This window comes from Raoultibacter massiliensis (assembly GCF_900199545.1).
Classification (GTDB): domain Bacteria; phylum Actinomycetota; class Coriobacteriia; order Coriobacteriales; family Eggerthellaceae; genus Raoultibacter; species Raoultibacter massiliensis.
In genome coordinates, this window is record NZ_LT962671.1 from 2,041,743 (window position 1) to 2,063,182 (window position 21,440).

Consider the following 21,440-nt stretch of genomic DNA (forward strand, 5'->3'; position numbering starts at 1 on the left):
GGGATCCAACGGTTCGCCGGCTTCTCCTTGGCCGCTTGCCGTTTGAGCCGCAAAAGAGCCGATCGCCATCGGCGAAGCCGCCGAATTCTCCGCCACACCCGTGAAGGGAACGCTCAGCGTCAGAAGGCACGCGGAGAGCACGACCGCCAAAAACCGCACTGCCGCTTTCCTAATGTTGCACGCTGTCGCCATGGCCCTCACCTCGCTTTCTCCTGCGATGGACTTCCGATGCCGCCACCGCTGCCGCCGCCAGCAATAAAAGCAACAGCAACGAAGCGGCGACGATCTGGTCTCCCGTTTTCGGCGCGAACGATCCGATTCCGATTGAGCCGATCGGGTCGCCCGGGCTCGCCGAGCCTTCCGGACCGATCGGATCAGCCGGGTCGACCGGTGCCGCCGGTGCAGTGTGCGCGAAACGAAGGGATGCGGTCTTGTACCCGTCGGCGTCTTTGAAGATCGGCTGCATCTCGACGCCGATGATCCCGTGATCGACGACGTGAACCGCTATCGTATAGCGATTCGCGTCGAGTTCGACGCCCGAAGCCCCGCCTGCAGCCGAGATCGCGTCAAGCGCATACGTGTAAGTGCCCGTTGACTGAAACCGAATCGCAGGAAGAACCAGCGTCTGGTCGTTCGTTAGCGAAAACCCGTATGCCGGCGACGAGTCGGGCATGGGCGAGCCCGGATCGTCCGCACGGAGCTCATAGCGCACCGTTACGTCTGCATCGGCTGCGCGCCCCCTCACCTCCTGGGACACCGTCAGCTCGAGCGCTCCCGTTCGATCGGCATCGGCAAACGAGTGTGGCGGAAAGCCCAGCAGCGCCACCGCGACGACGACGCACGACGCCGCAAGCGCAGCGATGCGCTTCCTGCCGTGTTGCCTATGGACGCCGAACCGCATCATGGAGCCGTAATTGCATCCTTCCTTCTTTTGAGCACGTATACCAGTACCGAGGCAAGCACTATCACGATCAGGGAGACGACGACCAGCGAAACGTTGCTTAGCGCATCGATCCTTGCGAGCCCGCTTTGGTCCGCCCGCTCGGTTCCGAACGTGTTTTCGAACCGCTCGTCTGTCAGCTTGCCGACGATCACGTGCCTTCCGTTCGTCGGCTCCGACGCGCACGTGCTCAAAAGCACGATCCTGTCGCTCGCCGACACATCCACATCGCGGGATGCGACCGCAATCGAATCGAGGTAGTCCACATACGCCTGCGCTTCGGCCTCGCCCGCGATTGCCGGATCGTACAGTTTCCAATCATAGGCGTCGCCCATGACGTAGGCGAAGAATTCGACGCCGTAATAGGTGTCGGTAACCGCCGTGTACAGCTCGCCGTAGGCATGTTCTTCCAAGTACTCGGTTGCACCGAACTTGTCGATGTCGCCGAACATGGCGCTTTCCGCCATGTGGTGCCCGTAGATGATGCTGTTGAAATCGGTAAACGCCCGATCGTTCTTCGCGTCGAGGAAAATGCTCCCCGCAAGCGACGGCTTGTTGCGCACGTCGGTGCTCACGTACTTGTAGTTGTTCTCGCCTTGGGCGATCGGGTAGTCGATGCCCGTTCCGTATACGCTCACCCATCCGAACACTTCGTCGTTTTCGCTGACGAGCCCGGCAAATGACTCTTCTTCGCTCGGCCGGTACTGCTCGAAGCTCGACGCACTCGCGGTCTGCACCGTCTGCCTGTTGTCGTATACGATGTAGACGCTGAAGAGCAAGACGATGACGAGCGCGACCAGCAAGACGTTGTCCACGATCTTGTCCAGAGTGCGGATGGCCTTAAGGCCGATCGCGCTGCTTGTATCGTTTTTACTGCTCATAGCGTTCTGTTTCGCTTTCCGACGATCGCTCGGACGGATTTTTGGCGGTTAGTCTTCTTCGTTCGCACGACGGACGCGGCTGACCAAGAAGAACGCCAAGCCTCCGATAGCCGCTGCGCCGATGAGGATGAACGGCAGGTTCTCGGTGACAAGTCCGGTAATCTCGATCGCACGGTACGTACCCGTCACGGCGGTGACGTTCGGCTTCTCGCCGGTGCCGGTGGTGGCAACAAGGTTGGTCGAAACAGGGCGGGAGTCGCCAACGGTTACGCTGCCGCTTTCAACCGTCACGTTGCTCGCTCCCGTACCGCCCTCGGTAACGCTCGCCGTAAGCCGGTAGTTCGGGTTCTGCGCCTCGGTCACGGTGTAGACGGTGCCGGCGGGAAGGCCGGAGAAGTTGATCGCATCTTCGTGCTTGAGGTCCATCGTCACCGTCTTGGTGGTAGCACCCGGACCTATGGGCTCCACCGTCGCACCGCTGTCGGCCGGATCGCCGTTTTTGATGTAGCGGATCTCGGAATTCGCCGGAGTGTTCGAGGGGGTCGTGATCGTTACGGTGTATCCGAACGAGAGCGTCCTATCCGCGAAATCGCCGTCGGTGGTTTTCTGAACCGACAGCGTGGTCGTCGGCGTATAGCTGTTAACGAAGATAAAGCCGTTGTCGTCGCCGGGCTCGGGATCGACCTTCTTGTTGTCGTCGCCGATATCCGATGTCAGGATGACGGTCACTGCATACACCTCGAGGGTGGATGCGCCGTTTTTCACGTATACGTTCATCGTGTAGTTTTCGCCCGAGCTGGTCACTCCCAATGCGCTTACCGCCTTCTCGGTCACCTGGTAGGTGTACACGCCGGCATGCGGAAACGCAGTTGCAGCGGGGATGTTGGCGGACGTCTGCTTCATCATGCTATCGCCGGTGGTGTTTTTCATCCCGGCGAAGTTGACCGCAGCGGTCGACCACGAGCGCACCGAATCGTACGCAGCGTTGGTCGAAACCTCGCTATCGGCATGATCGGACACGCTTTTCAGCGCCACATCGAACGCGAATCCCGCATCCGGCGCCTCGACGTTAGGAGCGATCATCAGCTTTTTGGTTATGGTCGCCCCGGAGCCGAACACCCCCGTGATCGTCTCGCTTGAGCTGCCGCCGTCTTTCGGGATATCGGCCGCAAACGCGCTCGATACGCCGCCGAGCAGCAGCCCGAGCGACAGCAGGGCCGCCATCGCGATAGCGATTACCCCGTTCTTCTTTCTTGCAGTTTCCATGCCTTCACCTTTCCTCATAGATTTTTCGTTCTTCCAACGAATATGGCTTTACCGGCAATGATGCTTGTATCGACCGGACCGTACATGCGACTATCGAGAGACTCGAGACGGTTATCGCCCAAGACGAACACCTCGTTTTCCTTGAGGGTAAGGGGAAGCGTCACTCCCCCTTCGTAAAGCAGCGTGTCCGTGTGGACGTTCTGCTCCTGCTGGAGGGCGCCGTTGACCACCAGGCCATCGCTTGTGATGTCGACGGTATCTCCCGCCACGGCGACGACGCGGCGCAGCTGGGCATCGCCTTCGTAGTCGATGACGACGACGTCGCTTGAAACGAAGGAATCATCGAAACGGGAGAACAGAGCCAGATCGCCCCCCTTGAAAGACGGAGCCATCGAGTTGTCCTCCGCCTTCTCTATACCGAACGCGAAGGTGAACGCCAGCGCGAACAGCAGAACCACAACGGCGATTTTGATCACCAGATACAAGATCTCCAGCAAGAGCTTGTTGGGCTTTTTGCTCGTCTCGGCCACCGCCACCCTATCTATCGCTTCCACGATGCCCGCAACCACCGTTTGCAAAGGGGCACCTGCATAATTAATAAACTTATTACCTATTCAAGGTCACTCAGTGTACTCGAATTCGGTATTTTATTACATAGTGGATCGGCCGACTCCACAAATCCTACTGTAGCGGTGATAATTGTAGATATATTCCCAGTTCAGAGTCTTAGCGTTATTGAAGTTCTTATGAATTATCTGTGAGGGGAAGGCTTTGCGTTGCAGAAAGGCGAAGGCGGATCGGGATGTCGATCCGCCTTCGTTCAGTATGCAGCGCGGTTGTTTCGCAGAAGCCCCCGCACGCGCCTTATCGTGCGCTTACGGAAGCGCACTCGTCTGAAGCAGGCCCCGCAGGGTCTTGCTCGCAAAGGAAGGACGTCTCGCATAGGGACAGAGTTGCTCTTTCGATCGGGCTCCTCGGCTTGCGCGGGCGCCCCGGGGCGCCCGCGCACGGCAGCCGAGCTACTCCTCTACCAGCAGATCTACGAACGAGAACGTATTGCAGTCGACAAGGCCCCGGTTCGTCAGGCGCAGATCGGGCAGGCACGCAAGCGGGATGAGCGCCATCGTCATGAACGGCGAAGGCATGGTGCAGCCGATTTCGGCCCACGCCTCTTCGAGGCGGCCGACAAGCGCACTCACCTCTTCGGCGGGCTTTTCGCTCATGAGGCCCGCAACCGGCAACGGCACGTGACCGAGCACTTCGCCATCTGCCACAACAACCATGCCGCCGTCGGATTCGATCAGGGTATTGGCGGCCATCGCCATATCCTCGTCGTTCGTGCCGACCACGAGCAGGTTGTGCGCGTCGTGCGCGACGGTCGAAGCCATTGCGCCCCGCTTGATGCCGAACCCCTGGGTGAGGCCGTAGCCGAACGTGCCCGTCTCGTGGTGGCGTTCGAACACGAACGTCTTGAGGATGTCCGCCTCGACGTCGCTCTCGATGAGGCCGTCGTGCGCGGGAACCGTCAGGTGGCGCTCCTCATCGTCGACGCGGCCGCCCATAACGCCGATCACGCGCACCTTCGCCTCGGCCGCGTCGGCAGCAAGCCCCTGCGGGGCGATGGCGAACGAAGCGGACGTGATGGCGTCTTTGACATGGACGGAGTGCACCGCCCACTCAGGGTACTCGAATGGCTCGGGCGCAAACAGAACCCGTCCGTTCTCGGCCACCACTTCGCCATCAATCAGCACGCGGGCAACCTCTATGCTATCGAGGTCCTTGAGGAACACGATGTCGGCGCACTTGCCCGGCGCGATGCTGCCCAAATCGTCGTTCATCTTGAAGCAGGTCGCACAGTTGATGGTGCACATCTGGATGGCGGTAACGGCATCGATACCCTCCTCCATCGCACGCCTGATCAAGTAGTCGAGATGACCCTTCTCAACAAGCGTGTTGGGATGGTTGTCGTCAGATACGAGCACGGCGAAACGGCTGTCGACCTTGCCTTCGGCTACCACGGGGGCGAGTGCGGCAAGATCGTGCCAGGCGCTTCCCTCGCGCATCATCGCGTACATGCCGCGACGCATCTTCTCGAGCGCATCTTCCGCGCGCGTCGATTCATGGCAGCAGCAGATGCCGGATGCAATGTAAGCGTTCAAGCCGCGATCGGTTTCGGGAAGCGAATAGTGACCCGTGACGGAATAACCCGCCTTAAGCGTTTCGGCCACTTCGCCGTGCGCGTGCTCGGAGCCCGAAAGAATGCCCGGGAAGTTCATCATCTCACCGAGGCCAACAACGCTATCCCACGTCATGGTTTCAGCGATGTCATCGGGACCGATGGCCGAGCCGGTATCCTCGAACCCAGGCACGGCAGGCACGCACGAAGGGGTGGTTATCATCGTTTTCAGAGGAACGCGGCGCGCATCCTCGTCCATGATCCTTACGCCATCGAGCCCGAGCACGTTGCAGATTTCGTGCGGGTCCATGTAGATGCCCGTCGTGCCGTGCGCCACCGTTGCGCGCGCATACTCGGCCACGCCGAGCATCGAAGACTCCACGTGAATGTGCCCGTCCAAGAAGCCGGGGGCGATATAGGACCCATCGGCCTTGATCACCGTCGTCTCGTCGCCGATGCAGTGATCGGCGTTTTCGCCCACGTAGGCAATGCGCCCCTTGGCAATGGCAACATCTATGCCCTCCTGGATCTCAGCTGTGCACACGTTGATGAGCTTTGCGTTCTTGATAACCGTTTCAGCAGGTTGAATGCCCTGCGCGACCGCCGAAAGCGTCGGCGCGACTTCCCACAGTTGATGCTTGCAAAAACGATTGATCATGGCAGCCTCTTTCGCTCGAAGTGGTTCGAAATCCGATACCCCGAACGCTACGCGAGCGCGGGCGATTCGTCAATGAGAATGCGCGCTCGCCCATCTTCTCGACAGACCGCAGATGCGTCGCGCAGGAATCGCCCCCCCCCGGGGGGGGGGAGCATCGAGCAAGCAAGGCGCACGGCATTCAGACGGTCGCCCAAATGTCGTCGACGCCGGCGAAGCGTCGGGCCGCCGACGCAGGCGAAGGTCTAGCTCCGTTTGCGAAGCACCGCGAACGCCAACGCCGAACCGAGCGCGCCGCCGAGCGTGTCCACCGCCCAGTCGACGGGATCGCACATGCGCTCCGGCACGAAGTACTGGTGGAATTCGTCGGTTGCCCCATAGGCGCTCGCGCAAACCAGCGCCACGATGCACGCGCGACGCAGCGGCATATGGAACCGCAGCGCGTTTGCAAGCAGCGCGCCGAAGACGGCGTACTCGCAGAAATGAGCGATCGAGTTGATGGCGTCGGCATCGGGGCCGAGCAACTGCGCCTGCACGTCTTTGAGCGCTTGGTAGATACTCGAGAAAAATCCCAGGTCGTTGTTGAGGTTCGATCCCGTATTCGCCGACATGAGGAAGATGAGGCCCGCCCAGAGGACGACAAGCGCCCAGCTGACGATGCGTGCGCGCCGGAAACGACCGGCGCGAGACGCACCCTCGCCCATGCCGCCATCGACAGCGTCACCCGCAGCATCCCCACCAACGCCCGTAGCGCCGTTGCCCGAATCGCCCGCGACAACATGTCCGAAGTCGCCATCGGAAGCGCCTGCAGACCGTATGTCGTTTTTCATCTTCATGGGATAAAGCTTACCACAGCGCTTTGGTCCAAACGGCCGGCCAACGCCGCTTGGCAATCAAGCGCCAGCATTGCCAAATCATCCCCGAGCAAGCATCCAGACGGAGGCAGGCCATTCGCACAACCAGATACTCAGCTACCGGCAGGTCATTCCAGCAACCGATGCCCGGCAAACCGCCCGCGCAACCGAAGCGCCCGGCCACCTCCGGCTCGCCTGCATAAGCGAACGTCAGCCTGCCACCTCCAGCTCGCCTGCATAAGCGAACGTCAGCCTGCCACCATCCCGTTCGTGAGAAAAAAGACGACCTTGGTGCAGATTATTTCGGTTTTGCATGCTCGGGGCCTACCGCTCCGCCCTGAGAATCGCAAACATGCTGACAGGAAACCCATCGACCAGGTACCCTTCCGACCTTACCGATTTACCCTTTTCCTCGATGGTAAAAAGCAGAACAGCCCGAGCGAAAAGAGCGTACAAAACCGAAATAATCTGTACCCAGACAGCATTTTTTCTCACGAGCAGCCATTTCGATACGAAATCAACGGCGCGCAGGCCCCTCGTTCCAACCTCCCACCAAGCCGCGCGCACCCTGGGCACAACCCGCACCACCAGCCCAACGCGAACTGCGCCATTCCTCACGTAAGCCGCGCCCGCATCGCTTTGGGCGCAGACTATTGCCGACAATCCGTTCCGCGCAGAAAAGCCTTGATCTCGAGACAGAAAATTGCGGATTGGGCGCCGAAAATGCCTGCGAAAGCCGAATCGCGCAACAAGCAACCCTCCCCCAAGAGGACGCTTCCAAAGCCGAACTCTTGACCTAGCGTTTTCAGAAGCTCCCACGCAAACGGCCATCAGCACCTCTATCGGCAAGAGCCCGAACCGCAAATACCTGTACCCGAACCCGTCTTTTCCCGCGCAAACCCAAACGGCGAACACGCCGTCCAGAAAGACACCCGAAGGCCACTCCGATCGCTTCTTCAACGATAGAGAGACCCTGTTCAACTATTTCACCAGGCGCTTTACCTAAAGTTGAAAAAAGTCTATTGTTCTTGTGGCAAACGTTGTATAATAACGGCTGCGTTAATGAAGGAAACACTTCAACGAGTTTCGGCAAAGATAAGGATTCTGTTTTTTGGAGGGGGCAGGATCTTTCATCTTTGCCGAAACGCTTTCAGGGGCGGTGAGCATTCACCGCCCGTTTTATTGCCCGAACGTCACCGTGGTCAGCGGCGGGAATCCACCGCCCACGCAAACGAAGGCAACCCGCCCCGTGATGCGCCAAACGACCAGACAGCTCGCCCCATGGCGTGTCAGACAATCGGGGGACGCGCCTTGCGATGTGTCAAGCAACCAGGCAACCGCCCTGCAGCGCACCCCGCGGCCAGAAAATCCGCCATCCGACAGACCGACCAGCATGAGGGTTCACCTTTTTCGTGAACCAAAATCGATATTTCTGCCGAAAAGAACCGATCTGAAGAGATTTTCCTCACCTGGATACGCTGGCGAGGCTCACCGAGGAAGCACCGCTTAAGGCGGCTATCGCACAAGCCTTTGGCCTGGCCCTTTCCAAGGTTGCAACCAAGCTTGGCGCCAGCTTGCAGGCACGCGCCTTCAGATCGGTGTTTTTCGGCGAAAATCGGCAGATCGGCGTGTGTTTTGAGGAGAGACGCGGCAAGGCTATGGCTTACGAACACGATCCGCTTGCAAGCTGCTATCTCGTCACGTTCTCCGAAAGCTACGCCGATGCGGTCGAGCCGGCCCGGAAGCTCGTGCGGGCGCAAATCGCCGCAACGCAGCAAGGTGCAGCGAATACGCAGAGCACCTTCATGAGCTTAAGTCAGCGTGCAGTCAAGCGGCAACGTGCCTTCGAATAGAGGCTGCCGAAAAACAACTCGCAGATCGTCGCGCACTTACAGCGTGCGCCTGCTTTCGATGGCGCGGCCGAGGGTCACCTCGTCGGCGAACTCGAGGTCGCCGCCAACGGGCAGGCCGCTCGCAAGACGCGTGACCTTGATGCCCATCGGCTTGATGAGGCGAGCGAGGTACGTCGCCGTCGTCTCGCCCTCAACGTTGGGATTGGTGGCAAGCAGCACTTCGCCCACTTCTTCGGACGCCAATCGCGAAAGCAGCGGAGCGATATGGAGATCGTCGGGGCCGATCCCCTCCATGGGGGAAAGCGCACCGCCCAGAACGTGATAGGTGCCCGAAAACGCCGCCGTGCGCTCGATGGGCGGAATATCGCGCGGCTCGCTTACCACGCAGATTATCGCCTGATCGCGCTTTGGCGAAGCGCAGATCTCGCAGAGTTCGTCCTCGGCGTAGTTGAAGCAGCGGGAGCAGAATCGGACGGTTTCCTTCACCTCGGCGATCGCCTCCGACAACCGCATGGCCGTCGCCTTATCGGTGTTGAGAATCCAATACGCGATGCGCTGCGCCGACTTCGGGCCAACGCCCGGCAGTCGCTCGAGTTCGTCAAGCAGCTTCTGTATGGACGGCGCAGCGTTCACGACGCGTTTCCTACATCAAGCCGGGGATGTTCATGCCGCCCGTGATGGAATTCAAGCGAGACGAACTTGCCTCGCCGACTCCCCGCAGCGCTTCGTTCACCGCAGCGAGAACCATATCCTCGAGCATTTCGACATCCTCGGGATCGACGGCATCTTTGTCGATTTCGATGCTCTTGATCGTCATGTCGCCGAGTGCCACGGCCTTCACCATGCCGCCTCCGGCAGTGGCCTCGAAGGTCATATCCTTGATCTCGTCCTGCGCACGGGCAAGCTCCATCTGCATCTTCTGAGCCTGCTTCATCATCTTCTTCATATCCATTGCGGTACTCCTTCGTCGTTATCGCTTGCCACCGGCTCCGCCGCGCGAGCCGGGCTAATCAACTTCCTCGATGGTGAACCCCTCGCCGAATCCCGCCGCGAGAATCGATTCTATATCGCCCTCCCCCGCAGACGCGCCGCCCTGTTTCGGAACAGCCTCTTGCACGGGAGGCGAAGAGGGCTGCGCCGGTTGGGGCGCGGCAGATGTCGAACCGGACGCTGGAGATGCCGAAGACGCCGACGAAAAGGCTGCCGCCACAGGCGCGTCATCCGCATCAGGGGCAACGTACACGTCGTCGTAGGCATCGATCGGGGGCAGATCGGGTTCGGGCGCACCGTATGCCGGCGGGGACGCAGCGGCGCTTTTCGCCGCAATGGGGACGGCGGGAGCGACCGCCGCCGCGCTGGCTTGACCCGCCGAAGGCCGCGGCTGCTGATGGCTTGCGGATGCGACGGGCTGCACGCTCGACGAAGCCAAAGGCTGAGGAGCGCTCGCCTGCGCAGCGCCAGGCGCAGCGGCTGCGCCCTTGCCCTGTGCATAGCGGAACGGAACCTCGGTGCCCGCCGCCTGGTCGAGCGCCGCTTTCACCACCTCGAACACTTCCGGCTTCTGCACGGCGTTGTACGCAAAGGCGTTCTCGGTCTGGAATTCGATGATGATACCGCCGCTCTCGGCGTCGTACACGGCTTTCGTATTGAGGAAAAGCACGCCGTAAGCGGCTTTGGCCTTTTTGATGGAAGAAAGCGCCGCCTGCCAGATTCGCTGCAGGGCCGCAGGGTTATCGAGACCGCTTGCCGGAGCGCCTCGGCTTTCCGCGGAAGCCTCGGCCGCAGGCGCAGAAGCGGCAGCCGATTCGTCGCCAGCAGGGTCGAACGCAGAAACGGGCTCGGCCGCTGCGGGGATGGCAGCAGGCTGGGCTGACGCGACAGCTTGCTCGGGAGCCTGCTGCGGCTGCGCAATGCGAGCGGCGCTTGCCGCAACCTGCTGAACCGCAGGCGCCGCCGGCGCGGCAGCGGCTTGAGCCGGGGCAGACGACGAGACGACGTGAGCAACTGCGGAATAGCCCGATTCGAGCGCCTCGATGCGCTCGGCGAGCGACTCGAGCGTAAGATCGGAGTCGGGACGAACCATGCGCGTGAGCGCAATCTCGAAGGAAAGGCGCGGATTGGTCGACGTCTTGAGCTCGGCGGACAGATCGCCGAGAACGCCGAGCAGCCTCGCCAGACGGTCGGGCCCGAACAATTCCATCTCGCTGACGAGTTCCCGGCGGGTCGCTTCGCTCACCTCGAGCGCCGTATCGGCGCCCGCAAGCGCGAGCACGTACATGTTGCGAATGTGTTCGGCTAGATCGCGGGTAAACTGCGCTAGATCCGCACCCGTTTCAATGTATTCGGCCGTCCACGTAAAGCACGATGCGATATCGCGCGCACCCACGAAGCGGACGATCTCCGCCATGTCGTTGGTATCGAGCGATCCGAGCAAGCGCTCGGCATTCTCGAGCGTAACCTTGCCTTCGCCGAACGCGATGACCTGCTCGAGCGAAGTGAGCGCGTTGCGCATCCCGCCTTCGGCGCGGTACGCGATGAGATCGAGCGCATCGCCTTCGAACTCTACATCCTCGGCCACGCAGATGGCGCCGAGACGCGATACGATGGCCTCGGAGGAAATGCGGCGAAAATCGAAGCGCTGGCAGCGCGAATGGATGGTTTCGGGAACCTTCTGCGGATCAGTCGTGCACAAGATGAACACGACGTGCGACGGCGGCTCCTCGAGCGTCTTCAAAAGAGCGTTGAACGCGGCCGTCGAGAGCATGTGGACCTCGTCGATGATGTAAACCTTGCTGCGCCCGCGGGTCGGCGCGAACTGCACGCGTCCTATGATCTCCTCGCGAACGTTCTCGACGCCCGTGCGGCTCGCCGCGTCGAGCTCGTAGACGTCAGGATGCGTGCCGTTGGCGATTTCCGTGCAGTTCGTGCAGGTGCCGTCCGGCTCAGCCGTCGGCCCCTTCTCGCACAGAAGCGCTTTGGCAAGCAGGCGCGCCGTAGTTGTTTTGCCCGTACCGCGCGGTCCGGTGAACAGATACGCATGACTGACCTTGTCCTGTTCGATCGCGTTTTTGATCGTGCGCTCGATATGCTCCTGCCCCACCACATCCTCGAAGATCTGGGGGCGGTATTTCCTGTACAGTGCCTCTGCCATGTTATCGCTTCTTTCCGAACTTCGCCTTGAGCACGCCGCCGACTGCGGGGATAAGCGAGATGAGCACGATCGCCACGATCACGAGCTCGAAGTGCTCCTGCACGACGGGAATGCCTCCGAAAAAGTAACCGAGCAGCGTGAACACCGACGACCAGACGATGCCGCCGAGCACGTTGAAGAGGAAGAATTTCCTGTAATGCATGCGTCCCATACCGGCGAAAAACGGTACGAACGTGCGGATGAACGGGAAGAATCTGCCGAGGAAGATGGCAAGCGGACCGTATTTGTCGAGCATGGCCTCTGTCTTCTCGATGCGTTCAGGAGTCATCGATTTGACGCGCCCCGAATCGATGATGCGCCTGCCGAACTCGCGGCCGATCCAGTAGTTGCACTGGTCGCCGACGATGGCGGCCACCCACACCACGGGCAGCAGAATGGCCAGGTTCAGCCCTTGCCCGTCGGCAGCGAAGAAGCCTGCCGTGAACAGAAGCGAATCACCCGGCAGAAACGGCATGATGACCACGCCGGTCTCGATGAAGATGATGAGGAAGATGGGGCCGTATGCACCAAGGGGACCGAGGCTCGATATCCATTCCGCAATGAAGCTACGAGGGTCTTGGAGCAGGTCGATGAAGAACTGGATGATTTCCATTGCAACCTATCGCATCGCGCGTACAACGTCGAACATGCAAGTATCCCGAATAGGCAAGGGCGCTCGTCAGCGGTCCCTTATGGCTGCTTCCTCCCGGACCTGACCAGGTTCAGAACTTGGCGCCGCCCTAGCCCATTCGAGATACTCGATCTTGAACCAGACCAGTATAGACGAACCCGCCGCAAGCGCCTGCGCATCAACCGCCGAAGCAACCAAATTCACACAGACCCCAGAGCATCCGGACAGACGCCCAGGGTCGGCTCACTGCGTTTTCGCGATTCCCTTCGCCTGCTTCTTCTTCGCCTTCGGCGCGTAGTCTTTCATGCTTTCGATCGCGCCGCCCGCGACCTCCCAGAAGTACAGGCTCGCGATGCTGTTGTACGGCGAATAACGGCGGCGGTACTTCTCGAACAGGTCGCGCGGGATCCTTCGATGGTGATGCACCATGCGCATCCCCTTCTGAATGCCGAGATCACCGAAGCTCAAAACGTCCTTGCGCTGGAGCGAGAAGATCATGAGCATCTCGGCCGTCCATACGCCGATGCCGTCGAGAGCGCAGAGGTCGCGGCACACCTCCTCGTCGGATTTGGTGTGCAGCGCCTCGAGGTCGAGCGCGCCTGCCGCAACCTTCTCGCCCGCATTGCGAATGTAGCGCGCCTTCGAAAACGTCATACCGAACTTCTGCAGCTCTTCGATGGAAGCCGACGCGATGCCTTCGGGCGTAATCGCGCCGAGGCCCTCGACCATGCGGCCCCATACCGTCTGAGCCGCCTTGCCCGATATCTGCTGCGAAACGATGGAATCGATCAGAGACTCGAACACGTCGACATGCACTTCGCGCTTGATGGGGCCGATCCGCTCGATGACCTCGGCCAGGCGCTTGTCTTTCGCCTTGAGGTAAGCAAGCTCTTCGTCGCCGTATTCGAAGTAGCGCGTCTCCATGAAGCCGCCTTTCGCCGATATAGAACACCCGTGCGTGTTTCACATTATCATTGTACATGATGGGCGGCAAAAATGAACGAACCGAAACCGCCTCGGAAGAGAACGGTGTCGAACCGATTCGAGGGACACCGCTAAAAGCGCACGCCGGGAGCCGCATCAAGCCCCCGGCGCTATGATATGCGCGCTAGAATTCCGATGCGCTACAAAACGCTAGCCGCAATCTCTTCGGCGGCCAGAACGCCCGAAGTATGCGCCCAGCCAACCGTCTGCCCAAGCGCCCAGTAATAGTCGTTGTGCATGGTTCCCACCGATTCGGTTCCAACCGCATACAGTCCGCTCACCGTTCGCCCAGGCTCAGAGGCTTTCACCTGCATCTTCGGCGTCACGCTCAAATCCCCGCACGTGCCGAACGGCGTGGGCGCCATGCGCACGGCGTAGTACGGCCCATCACCATACGGCACGAGGTACTGGGCGTCCTTGAAGAAAACCGGATCCTCCCCGGCCTCGCACAGCTTGGCATACGCCTCGAACTCTGCAGCGAACGTTTCGGGATCCCACCCGACAGCCTCCGCAAGCGCTTCAGGGGTAGCGCCCTCGAACAATACGCCGGAGTCTTTCATGGATGCCAGATATGCATCGCTGACCGTATCGGGATCGGCTTCTTTCAGGCTATCGATCGCAGACTGATCGGCGATGACGAACAGCCATGGCTCATCGTAAGCCACTCCGTTCGCGCCGCCGTACGTGGGAACCCAGCAAAACGCATCTTCCGAATGGAAACGCTTGCCGAATTGGCTGACATGCATGCGACCTTTCGCGGGGTCCTGCATAACGTTGCCCAGCGCCTGAACGCCTCCCGGATACGATACGTAGTTCTCGTCGATGGGATAGAGCGTATCGCAGCAGAGAATGCCGAGGTTCCACGGCTTTGCCGCGCCGGCCGCCCACGCCATCAAAGCCCCTTCGCCATTGTTCAACACCGGATCGCGCCCGAGCAAAGGCACCGAGCATAGCTCGTTGATCATATCCTGGTTCGCACCGTAGCCTCCCGAAGCCAGCACGACGGCCTTGCCCATGAAATCGATGGTCTTCGAACCCTGTGCGGCACGAAGGCCGACAACGGTGCCGGCGTCGTCCACAATGAGTTCCTGGCCCGTGCATCCCGTATGCATGGCTCCCCCGGCAGCGGTAACGACTTCGACCATCTTCCCGTATGTTTCCTTTCGGTTGTCGTCGTCTTTCGGCGGCTGCGAGATGCGATACTCGTTGCCCGACAGTCCATTGGTCGGGGGAGTTTCCTTCATGTAGAACCCAAAACCGTATCCGCGCAGCCAATCGACTACACGGCCGCAATTGCGCAGATACGTGCTCAGCACCTCATGATCGCAATGGTAGTGAACCGCTTCGAGCCACTCCTTGTAAAACGCCGGGATATCGGCCTCGAGTCCTTGTTCAAGCTGGTATTCGCTGTTGAGGGAAATGTAGCAGTTGCCCGAGCAAACCATACCCGTCCCGCCGATGTTTTCGGTTTTCTCGACGATATGAACCTTCGCTCCGCTTTCCGCCAACCGGGCGGAACACGCTATTCCGCCAGGGCCGCATCCCAGTACAACAACATCGCCTTCAAACGTTTCGTCGGCCGGCTCCATCGAGCCGAGCACACTGACTTTCGACGGCTGAGCGTCCTCCGCACGCGAAGCCTCGCCGCTTCCGCTCGCTTGACCGGCGCAGCCCGCAAGCAAACCCGCTGAAGCCATGCCCACACCGCCGATGGCGGCGCCTTTGAGAAAATTTCTTCGTGTGATGCTCATAAGATCATCCCCTTTGGTAGTATTCCCATTAACCGATTCGACGGCATCGCCGTCATTTGCATCGTTGCAGCGACAGCGTGATCGGGCATCGGCCCAAAGGGGTTGAATCGGAGAATCCGGAAACGTTTTCGTATTGACCTAAAAGGACGAGATGGTGGAAAAGGCCAGATCAAAAGCTTTTGAAACAACGGCCTTGCCGCTATTTTTCTGCTGCCAGCTTGCAACGCTCGGCCTTCTTCGGCAGACGCCCTCTTACTCTTTATGGGAGGCGGAGATCAACGCATTCCCCGTTTTCAGCCTTTGGATCGCCCGGATCCTTTCGGTAGCCGTCCTCTTCGTTGCGCTCGCCCTGGCATTGCGGGGCCTTCGCTTTCTCCGATTGCGCACCATGCTGGCCGCCAACGGAGCAGCGCTCCTTATCGGCTTCATTCTTACCTTCTATTACGCCTACAGCCTACCGGTCTATTTCGCCGCGCAATGCTTGATTGGGATAGCCCATGCGTGGATACTCCTCTGTTGGGCGGAATACCTCGCCTCGCTTGAGAAATCCCACCGAAATCGCTCCATCGCCTTTGCGGCGCTTCTTGCAGTGTTCATCTTCACCGCCATGAGCATGCTGCCCCCCGAAATGAGAGCCGTATGCTTTCTCGCCATCGCCTGCGGCAGTGTCCTGCCGCTTTTCCTTACGCCGCAAGATGGCGGCGATAACGCCGAAGAGACCTCGGAAGGAAAGGCGCTCGACACCCGCCGCAGCCTTGCTTCCATTCCATGGGAATTGATTGTGCTCATGGCGAGCTATGCCATGCTTTTCAGGATTCTCGTATTCTTCAACTTCCCCGCTGTCGACGAAACGGCACAATCCGTTGCGGCGGCGGCAATCCGCGTTGGCGGCATGATCCTGCTTCTTCTGTACCTCTCGCGCGTTCGATTCGCGCCGAACGCCCAGCAGATGATCATCCCCTTGTTCTTCCTTACCCTGCTCGGACTGCTTCTTCTGCCGGGCCGCGAGGGAATGGTCGCGACGATCGCCGTGGCGCTCGTCGAATCAAGCTGGACGTTCTTTTACGTACTGATATGGCTCATCCTGCCCGAGATCGCAAACTCCAAGAAAGCCGACCCGTTTATCGTGCTCGTCGGCGGGTGGACGGCGCTCAACCTGCTTCTCCTTTTGGCTGCTCCCCTCGCGTTTTTCTTCGAAGTGCAGGTCAACCAGGGAACACTGTCGCTTACCGCATTGGTTCTGATAATCGTCTATACCCTCGCTGTTGCGCTTTTGCTCTACCGCAACAGCGCAAAGCGCCTCGCCGCGAAGCAGTTCCCTTCATGGGAGAAAGGACAGGAAGATCACTTTGCCGCATTGGCCGAAGAGCACGGATTGACTCCCCGTGAGAACGATGTGTTTCAATTGCTCGTACAGGGATATAGCCTGCCGGCCATAGAAAAGGAGTTCGTGTTGTCGCACAGCACCGTGAAAACCCATGCCCGCCATGTATACGAGAAGTTCGGCGTCGCAGGGAAACAGGAGCTCATCGAGCGTGTGAAACGGCCGTAGCAAGTCGACTGGCAATACCGTTTCGCTTTTCACCGAAAGGCAGATGCCTTGAAAAGGAGGCCCACCCGTTCCGTAAATCTCCGCACAAACGCAGAAAGGCGGACGGCCGCACACCCGTCCGCCTTTCGCTTGAACGAAACCGATTCCCGAGCCCCTATTTCTCAGCCACGTGCTTGCCCGTCAGGTACCCGAACACTATGCAGCGTCCGACCGAAAGACCCATGGTCGAAAGCGAGTAATCGATCGCCCCGTAAAACGGGCCCGAGCAGTTGCCCGCCGCGAACAAGCCCTCGATAGGTTCGCCGTCGGCGTTCTTGCACTGGCCGTTCACGTCGATCAGAAGCCCTGCGGGGATGGCCGACACGGCGTACTCGCGCGGCATTGCGTAGAACGGCGGAGTATCGACAGGCTGCATGTACTTGGATGCCTTCCCGAAATCGAGGTCGGCCCCCAGCTCGCACAGCTCGTTGTAGCGCTCAACGGTCGCGACGGTCGCATCAACCGGAAGCCCGGCGGCCTTCGCCAGCTCCTCGATGCTGTCCGCCTGCAGAAGCGTGCCATCCTCTACGAATCCGGCGATCTTTTCGGGCGTACCGTTTGCGACGGTCGGCACCGTCGGATCGCTTCCCCACCCGTATATCTGATCGGAGTAGTTCGCATCGAAGATGGTCACCATGCGGTGCTCGGGCTGATCGCGCAGAATCGTGTTGCGCGCGCCGTACGGAACGTCTTCGTACATGAAGCGCTCACCGTTTACGTTGACCGCCAACAGGGGCTCTTCGCGGAAACACCCTTTGCCGCCGTGGATCATCTTGCTGTGGCCGCCGGGCTCCATGACTGCTCCCGCCAAAAGGCCGATCAGATGGCCGTCGCCCGTCTTGTTGATCTGCTTGCGGTTGAACACGAGCGCGTCGGGAACGTACTTTTCAAGCATGGCGTCGTTGTTCTGAAAATCACCTGTCGCCAAAATCACGCCCTTCGACGCTGCGAACTTTTTGTACGTTCCGTCTTCGGCCTTGCCGACAACGCCCGTCACGGCGCCGTTTTCGACAACAAGCTGCACTGCGGGGGTATTGTAGAAGAATTCGACACCTTCGCCTGCCGCCTGCTCGGCGAGCGCCGTCGTCGGAGCCTGCATGCTATCGGGAAACAGAAGGCCCTTCACGTAGCAGTTTCCGTCCTCGTACACATGGTCCATCGAATCGCTTTCCTTGCTTGCATCGAATCCTATCTCAGCAAGCCTGTTCTCGTACCATTCAAGCACCTCCTGCGACTTGTCGGCAAATTCCTTCAAAAGGGCCATATCGGGCTGATGGGCGTTGAACTCATGCATTTCATGAATGTAGGCCGCGATGCCAGCCTCGGTGCTTTGGTCTTTGACGACGCGTGCGGCGAGCATGCCCTGCGCAACCGGGTTCGCCTCTTTCTGCAGCACGGCGACCTTCGCCCCCGCCTCGTGCGCGGCGAGCGCCGCAGGCACGCCAGTCGTCCCAGCGCCAACGACAACGACATCGAAGTTCAGCTCTTCGGAAAACTCCTCGATGGGATCGGCCACAACCGACGACGCTTCCAGCTCCTGCGCGCTCACCCGGCCGTTGGCGTAGGCGCTCCCGCTCGAAGCTCCGCCGGCAGACGGCACCGCCTCGCCCTGTGCTTCAATGGACGGGGAGCAGCCTATCAGCGATGATGCTGCAATCGCCGCGGCAGATGCTCCTCCCAAAGCGAGAAAGCTGCGCCTGCTCAACTGCGAACTATGTTTGCTTCCCATGACAAACCCTTTCTCTTCGGCGGCCCGCGCCGCCCTCCCGTTTCCGTCGGCCACAGCACAGGCAATCGCCCGATCTGCTGCGGCGCGGTTATTGTGCTGGCGAAAGCACCGGAACGCGAGAAGAGAAGGCGGGTGATCACGGGATATCGAGGGATGATCTTTATCATCCCTCAACGTTTCCCCTCGTCGGAGGGAGGCGAAGAAAAGATCGGGCGTGATTCGGCTGGAAACCGCGCGGAACCAAGGCGCCCCCGCTTGCTATAATCGCGGCGGGATGCATTCGAGAGGAGGAGCCATGGGCGGCACGTCAACCGATAGAGAACCGCTTTTGGGCAAAGCCAATCTGTTCCCCCTGCGATTCCTCGGCGTCGGCGTTTACCTTGCCTGGCTGTTCACCATCCACTTCTCGACAGGCATCTTCGAAACGTCAGACCGGGCGCTCGACTCGCTCGTCCTTTCGAACCTCGCCAACCTCGTCTGTCTTATCCTTGCCGCCGTATTCGCCCGAAGAATAGCCCCCATTTCCACCAAGCGCGGATTCTCATTGGCGGCGGGAGCGTTTTCGCTTTTCGGAACGATCTTGGCTTCGCTTGCCCCTCTCGCAGCCGCAGCCGAACTACCCCTCTTCATAATCGGCAATGCGCTCATCGGATCGGGCACATCGCTTTTGATCCTGCTTTGGAGCGAGCTTTACGCCAGCCTGCCGCGGCGCGAGGCGAGCATCTTCTACTCGGCGTCGTTCATGCTGGCCGCCGTGCTGTTCTACGGAGTCGCCCTGCTCGACGCCTATATGCAGATGACGGTAGTCGCACTATTGCCCGTCGTTTCGATGGCGATGTTTTCGCTGAGTCTGCGGCTGCTTCCCGACCAGGACGAAGAGGTGAAGGAGAGCGCCGATTCGCACTGGACGTTTCCCATACGACCTTCGGTGCTGCTCGCCGTCTACGCGTTCGCTTCTACGCTCAGCAGATCGATGAGCTTCGATTCGAACGATGTCGGCATGCTGGGCATGCTGTTCATCGCCGCCGTCGTGCTGATCTGCAACGTGTTTCTGTTTGATCGATTCGACGCCCGCATGCTCTACAAGATCACGCCCGCGCTCATGATCTCCGGTTTTTTGCTCATCTCGTTTTTCACCGGGTTCGACGGGATCGGGAACGTGCTCATCAACGCAGGGTTTTCCGGATTCGTCATCCTCACCCTCATCGTGCTGAGCAACATCTCATACACCTACGGCGTAACAGCCATCTGGCTCTTCGGACTCACCCGAGCATTCCGCGTGCTCGCAAGCACCCTTGCGGCATACGGGTACTCGTGGCTCGCCTCGATGGGCCTTGCCGACAAGATGGTTCTCGGCGGCTGCACGATCGTGCTCATCGCCGCGTGCGCTATGCTGTTTCTTTCCGACAGAGATTTCACAAGCACTTGGGGCATCAACCCGCTGCCGCCCAAGAGAAGCGGCGCCGTCGAAGAATTCTACGAAACGCTGCAGGGAAAATGCTCTGTCATAGCGCATCGCTTCGGGTTGACCCAGCGCGAAGAGGAGGTGCTCGTACTGCTCGCTCAGGACAAAAGCATCGCGGAAGTCGAAGAGACGCTGGTCATATCGAACGGAACCGCGAAAAGCCACATCCGCCATATCTACGCCAAGCTCGACGTGCACGCACGCGAAGACGTGGTCGAGATGGTCGAGGAACTGCGGTAGGGGCGCCCTCAAGCTGCCCGACAGGATAGCTCGCTAGCGATTCATCCCAGTCATCGCCACCGCAAAACCCATAATTAGAAGGCAATCTGCGATTTTTTGCCGAAAAGGGCCGATCTGAAGGCGTGGATCCCGCAGCTTCCACCCCATTGTCCCAAGGCCTTTTCGTACCCACCGAAAGGCCTGATCAAAATGGGGGAAATCCGGAATTGCCCCAACGACCCGCAACGACGCTCCGCGAGGGTTGCGAAACAAGCCCCGAAGCCGGTCGGATCCCTTCAGATCGGCCCTTTTCGGCAAAAAATCGCAGATTGGGACACGAAAGCTGCAGCGCCGAAGTCGGGCTGCCAAATGCGCAGCGCGATACAAGACAGATGGCCAGCGCTACACCAACTTCGCCGTGAAAACCGGTTCCTGCTGGACGCCTTGACTCAACAGGAACTTCGTTTCGATCCAGCCCACAAGCCCCGAAAGCCCTTCGCTGGTTCGCGCCGACACCTCAAAGATGCCAAGTCGGAGTCGAGGCAACACGCCCGCTTGCCTTTGTTCTCTATTCGCGCGAAGGAGAGCAGCAGTCGGGGTCCACTTCCAATTGGATATCGGCGTTGTCCCCGCGCGAAATCTCTTCCGCACGCTCTTCGAGCTCGACTATCGCCTCGTCGATCTCGGCGCCCCGTTCTATCTCCCGCGCACGGTCCTCGAGCTCGGCAATGGCCTCGTCGATCTCGCGGTCGGTGGGAGCATCTCTCTTAGACTCGGTTTCTTCGGCGCCGGCGCCGGTCGAAAGCTCGTCGGCCGCCATCTCGATGGCATCGACCGGCTCGGTATCGCCAAGTTCGATCGACGGTTCCCTATTCGTGCGGTGTGCTGCTTCCATATCTCTTCCTTCCACGCGCTGCATCGCTCGGAGCATGCGCCCGAAGCGCTTTTAGTTGCCTCCAAGTATCAGCAACCCGAAGCTCCCGATCAACCGACGCACGGTATCAAAGCGGTGACGGTCGCGTGACAAAAGGGAGAGCGGCAAACAGCACGCGGCGAAGACCGCGAAGATTCACCCGCAACTGCGCAACGAGAACCGCCTCCTGCGCCCTTCAGAATAATTTAAAGCTCCTTAAGGTTTTCGTTGACGATTGTTTCGAGACTCTTAAGCACGCTTCAGGGTAGCCTGAACACGCGGGCACACAGGTTCGGCAGCGCGAAAAGCGAGTCGTTTCAGCCTTGGATCGCGCACTGGGAG

17 protein-coding genes and 1 other RNA gene are annotated in these 21,440 nt (G+C 59.9%); 3 read left to right on the forward strand and 15 right to left on the reverse strand.

What is annotated here, in order from left to right:
* Nucleotides 1-169 precede the first annotated feature (169 nt).
* From C1719_RS12995 to C1719_RS13020, 6 genes are all read right to left on the reverse strand, one after another.
* Nucleotides 170-904, reverse strand: coding sequence for a hypothetical protein (locus C1719_RS12995; RefSeq protein ID WP_102375497.1), 735 nt, complete (start codon nucleotides 902-904; stop codon nucleotides 170-172).
* Nucleotides 901-1,821 (reverse strand): class B sortase, encoded by a 921-nt coding sequence (gene srtB / locus C1719_RS13000; protein ID WP_102375498.1) that lies wholly within the window; start codon nucleotides 1,819-1,821, stop codon nucleotides 901-903. Before srtB ends, C1719_RS12995 begins: the two co-directional genes overlap by 4 nt.
* Before the next feature lie 48 nt (nucleotides 1,822-1,869).
* Entirely contained in the window at nucleotides 1,870-3,087 is a 1,218-nt protein-coding gene (locus C1719_RS13005) for a DUF7601 domain-containing protein (protein ID WP_102375499.1), read from the reverse strand.
* A 14-nt stretch (nucleotides 3,088-3,101) separates the two neighbouring features.
* Nucleotides 3,102-3,656 carry a signal peptidase I gene (gene lepB / locus C1719_RS13010; RefSeq protein WP_245874582.1) on the reverse strand — a complete coding sequence of 185 codons (555 nt, stop codon included), beginning with the start codon at nucleotides 3,654-3,656 and terminating at the stop codon, nucleotides 3,102-3,104.
* Nucleotides 3,657-4,106: 450 nt separating this feature from the next.
* The gene (gene ade, locus C1719_RS13015) at nucleotides 4,107-5,921 is read right to left on the reverse strand and encodes an adenine deaminase (protein WP_102375501.1); all 1,815 of its coding nucleotides are present in this window, start codon (nucleotides 5,919-5,921) and stop codon (nucleotides 4,107-4,109) included.
* A 242-nt stretch (nucleotides 5,922-6,163) separates the two neighbouring features.
* A complete protein-coding gene (locus tag C1719_RS13020; RefSeq protein ID WP_245874522.1) occupies nucleotides 6,164-6,754 on the reverse strand; it encodes a VanZ family protein in 591 nt (196 codons plus the stop codon).
* Between the two features lie 1,676 nt (nucleotides 6,755-8,430).
* On the opposite strand from C1719_RS13020, the gene C1719_RS13030 reads away from it, so the two are divergent.
* Nucleotides 8,431-8,625, forward strand: a complete 195-nt coding sequence (locus C1719_RS13030) for a hypothetical protein (protein WP_102375503.1) — start codon at nucleotides 8,431-8,433, stop codon at nucleotides 8,623-8,625.
* Between the two features lie 36 nt (nucleotides 8,626-8,661).
* Here C1719_RS13030 and recR read toward each other — a convergent pair whose 3' ends face one another.
* The 7 genes from recR to C1719_RS13065 all read right to left on the reverse strand — a co-directional run bounded on the left by recR (nucleotide 8,662) and on the right by C1719_RS13065 (nucleotide 15,181).
* Nucleotides 8,662-9,258, reverse strand: coding sequence for a recombination mediator RecR (gene recR, locus C1719_RS13035; protein ID WP_102375504.1), 597 nt, complete (start codon nucleotides 9,256-9,258; stop codon nucleotides 8,662-8,664).
* A gap of 10 nt (nucleotides 9,259-9,268) precedes the next feature.
* Entirely contained in the window at nucleotides 9,269-9,577 is a 309-nt protein-coding gene (locus C1719_RS13040) for a YbaB/EbfC family nucleoid-associated protein (RefSeq protein WP_102375505.1), read from the reverse strand.
* A 54-nt stretch (nucleotides 9,578-9,631) separates the two neighbouring features.
* Nucleotides 9,632-11,776: a DNA polymerase III subunit gamma/tau gene (dnaX, locus tag C1719_RS13045; RefSeq protein ID WP_102375506.1), complete on the reverse strand. Its 2,145-nt coding sequence runs from the start codon at nucleotides 11,774-11,776 to the stop codon at nucleotides 9,632-9,634.
* Between the two features lies 1 nt (nucleotide 11,777).
* Entirely contained in the window at nucleotides 11,778-12,428 is a 651-nt protein-coding gene (locus C1719_RS13050) for a VTT domain-containing protein (protein ID WP_102375507.1), read from the reverse strand.
* Nucleotides 12,429-12,472: 44 nt separating this feature from the next.
* An RNA gene (gene ffs / locus C1719_RS13055) (signal recognition particle sRNA small type) lies at nucleotides 12,473-12,566 on the reverse strand.
* Between the two features lie 123 nt (nucleotides 12,567-12,689).
* Entirely contained in the window at nucleotides 12,690-13,370 is a 681-nt protein-coding gene (locus tag C1719_RS13060) for a DNA-3-methyladenine glycosylase family protein (RefSeq protein WP_102375508.1), read from the reverse strand.
* Between the two features lie 200 nt (nucleotides 13,371-13,570).
* Nucleotides 13,571-15,181, reverse strand: coding sequence for an FAD-binding protein (locus C1719_RS13065; protein ID WP_102375509.1), 1,611 nt, complete (start codon nucleotides 15,179-15,181; stop codon nucleotides 13,571-13,573).
* A gap of 193 nt (nucleotides 15,182-15,374) precedes the next feature.
* Between C1719_RS13065 and C1719_RS13070 the strand changes: the two genes are divergently transcribed.
* Nucleotides 15,375-16,733 (forward strand): response regulator transcription factor, encoded by a 1,359-nt coding sequence (locus C1719_RS13070; protein ID WP_180963604.1) that lies wholly within the window; start codon nucleotides 15,375-15,377, stop codon nucleotides 16,731-16,733.
* A gap of 154 nt (nucleotides 16,734-16,887) precedes the next feature.
* Here the strand turns inward: C1719_RS13070 and C1719_RS13075 are convergent, their stop codons facing one another.
* Nucleotides 16,888-18,501 (reverse strand): FAD-dependent oxidoreductase, encoded by a 1,614-nt coding sequence (locus tag C1719_RS13075; protein WP_102375511.1) that lies wholly within the window; start codon nucleotides 18,499-18,501, stop codon nucleotides 16,888-16,890.
* Between the two features lie 295 nt (nucleotides 18,502-18,796).
* Here C1719_RS13075 and C1719_RS13080 point away from each other — a divergent pair, with 295 nt between their 5' ends.
* A complete protein-coding gene (locus tag C1719_RS13080) occupies nucleotides 18,797-20,206 on the forward strand; it encodes a helix-turn-helix transcriptional regulator (protein WP_180963605.1) in 1,410 nt (469 codons plus the stop codon).
* Nucleotides 20,207-20,753: 547 nt separating this feature from the next.
* Here C1719_RS13080 and C1719_RS13085 read toward each other — a convergent pair.
* On the reverse strand, nucleotides 20,754-21,080 hold the full coding sequence (locus C1719_RS13085; protein WP_102375513.1) for a hypothetical protein: 327 nt from the start codon (nucleotides 21,078-21,080) through the stop codon (nucleotides 20,754-20,756).
* Nucleotides 21,081-21,440 lie beyond the last annotated feature (360 nt).

What these genes read in the sequence shown, in the direction of transcription:
- C1719_RS13075 (WP_102375511.1), bottom strand. Translation starts at nt 18,501, where the DNA reads ATGGGAAGCAAACATAGTTCGCAGTTGAGCAGGCGCAGCTTTCTCGCT.
- C1719_RS12995 (WP_102375497.1), bottom strand. Translation starts at nt 904, where the DNA reads ATGATGCGGTTCGGCGTCCATAGGCAACACGGCAGGAAGCGCATCGCT.
- C1719_RS13085 (WP_102375513.1), bottom strand. Translation starts at nt 21,080, where the DNA reads ATGGAAGCAGCACACCGCACGAATAGGGAACCGTCGATCGAACTTGGC.
- C1719_RS13040 (WP_102375505.1), bottom strand. Translation starts at nt 9,577, where the DNA reads ATGGATATGAAGAAGATGATGAAGCAGGCTCAGAAGATGCAGATGGAG.
- C1719_RS13065 (WP_102375509.1), bottom strand. Translation starts at nt 15,181, where the DNA reads ATGAGCATCACACGAAGAAATTTTCTCAAAGGCGCCGCCATCGGCGGT.
- dnaX (WP_102375506.1), bottom strand. Translation starts at nt 11,776, where the DNA reads ATGGCAGAGGCACTGTACAGGAAATACCGCCCCCAGATCTTCGAGGAT.
- C1719_RS13080 (WP_180963605.1), top strand. Translation starts at nt 18,797, where the DNA reads ATGGGCGGCACGTCAACCGATAGAGAACCGCTTTTGGGCAAAGCCAAT.
- C1719_RS13060 (WP_102375508.1), bottom strand. Translation starts at nt 13,370, where the DNA reads ATGGAGACGCGCTACTTCGAATACGGCGACGAAGAGCTTGCTTACCTC.
- ade (WP_102375501.1), bottom strand. Translation starts at nt 5,921, where the DNA reads ATGATCAATCGTTTTTGCAAGCATCAACTGTGGGAAGTCGCGCCGACG.
- C1719_RS13020 (WP_245874522.1), bottom strand. Translation starts at nt 6,754, where the DNA reads ATGAAGATGAAAAACGACATACGGTCTGCAGGCGCTTCCGATGGCGAC.
- C1719_RS13050 (WP_102375507.1), bottom strand. Translation starts at nt 12,428, where the DNA reads ATGGAAATCATCCAGTTCTTCATCGACCTGCTCCAAGACCCTCGTAGC.
- C1719_RS13030 (WP_102375503.1), top strand. Translation starts at nt 8,431, where the DNA reads ATGGCTTACGAACACGATCCGCTTGCAAGCTGCTATCTCGTCACGTTC.
- C1719_RS13005 (WP_102375499.1), bottom strand. Translation starts at nt 3,087, where the DNA reads ATGGAAACTGCAAGAAAGAAGAACGGGGTAATCGCTATCGCGATGGCG.
- srtB (WP_102375498.1), bottom strand. Translation starts at nt 1,821, where the DNA reads ATGAGCAGTAAAAACGATACAAGCAGCGCGATCGGCCTTAAGGCCATC.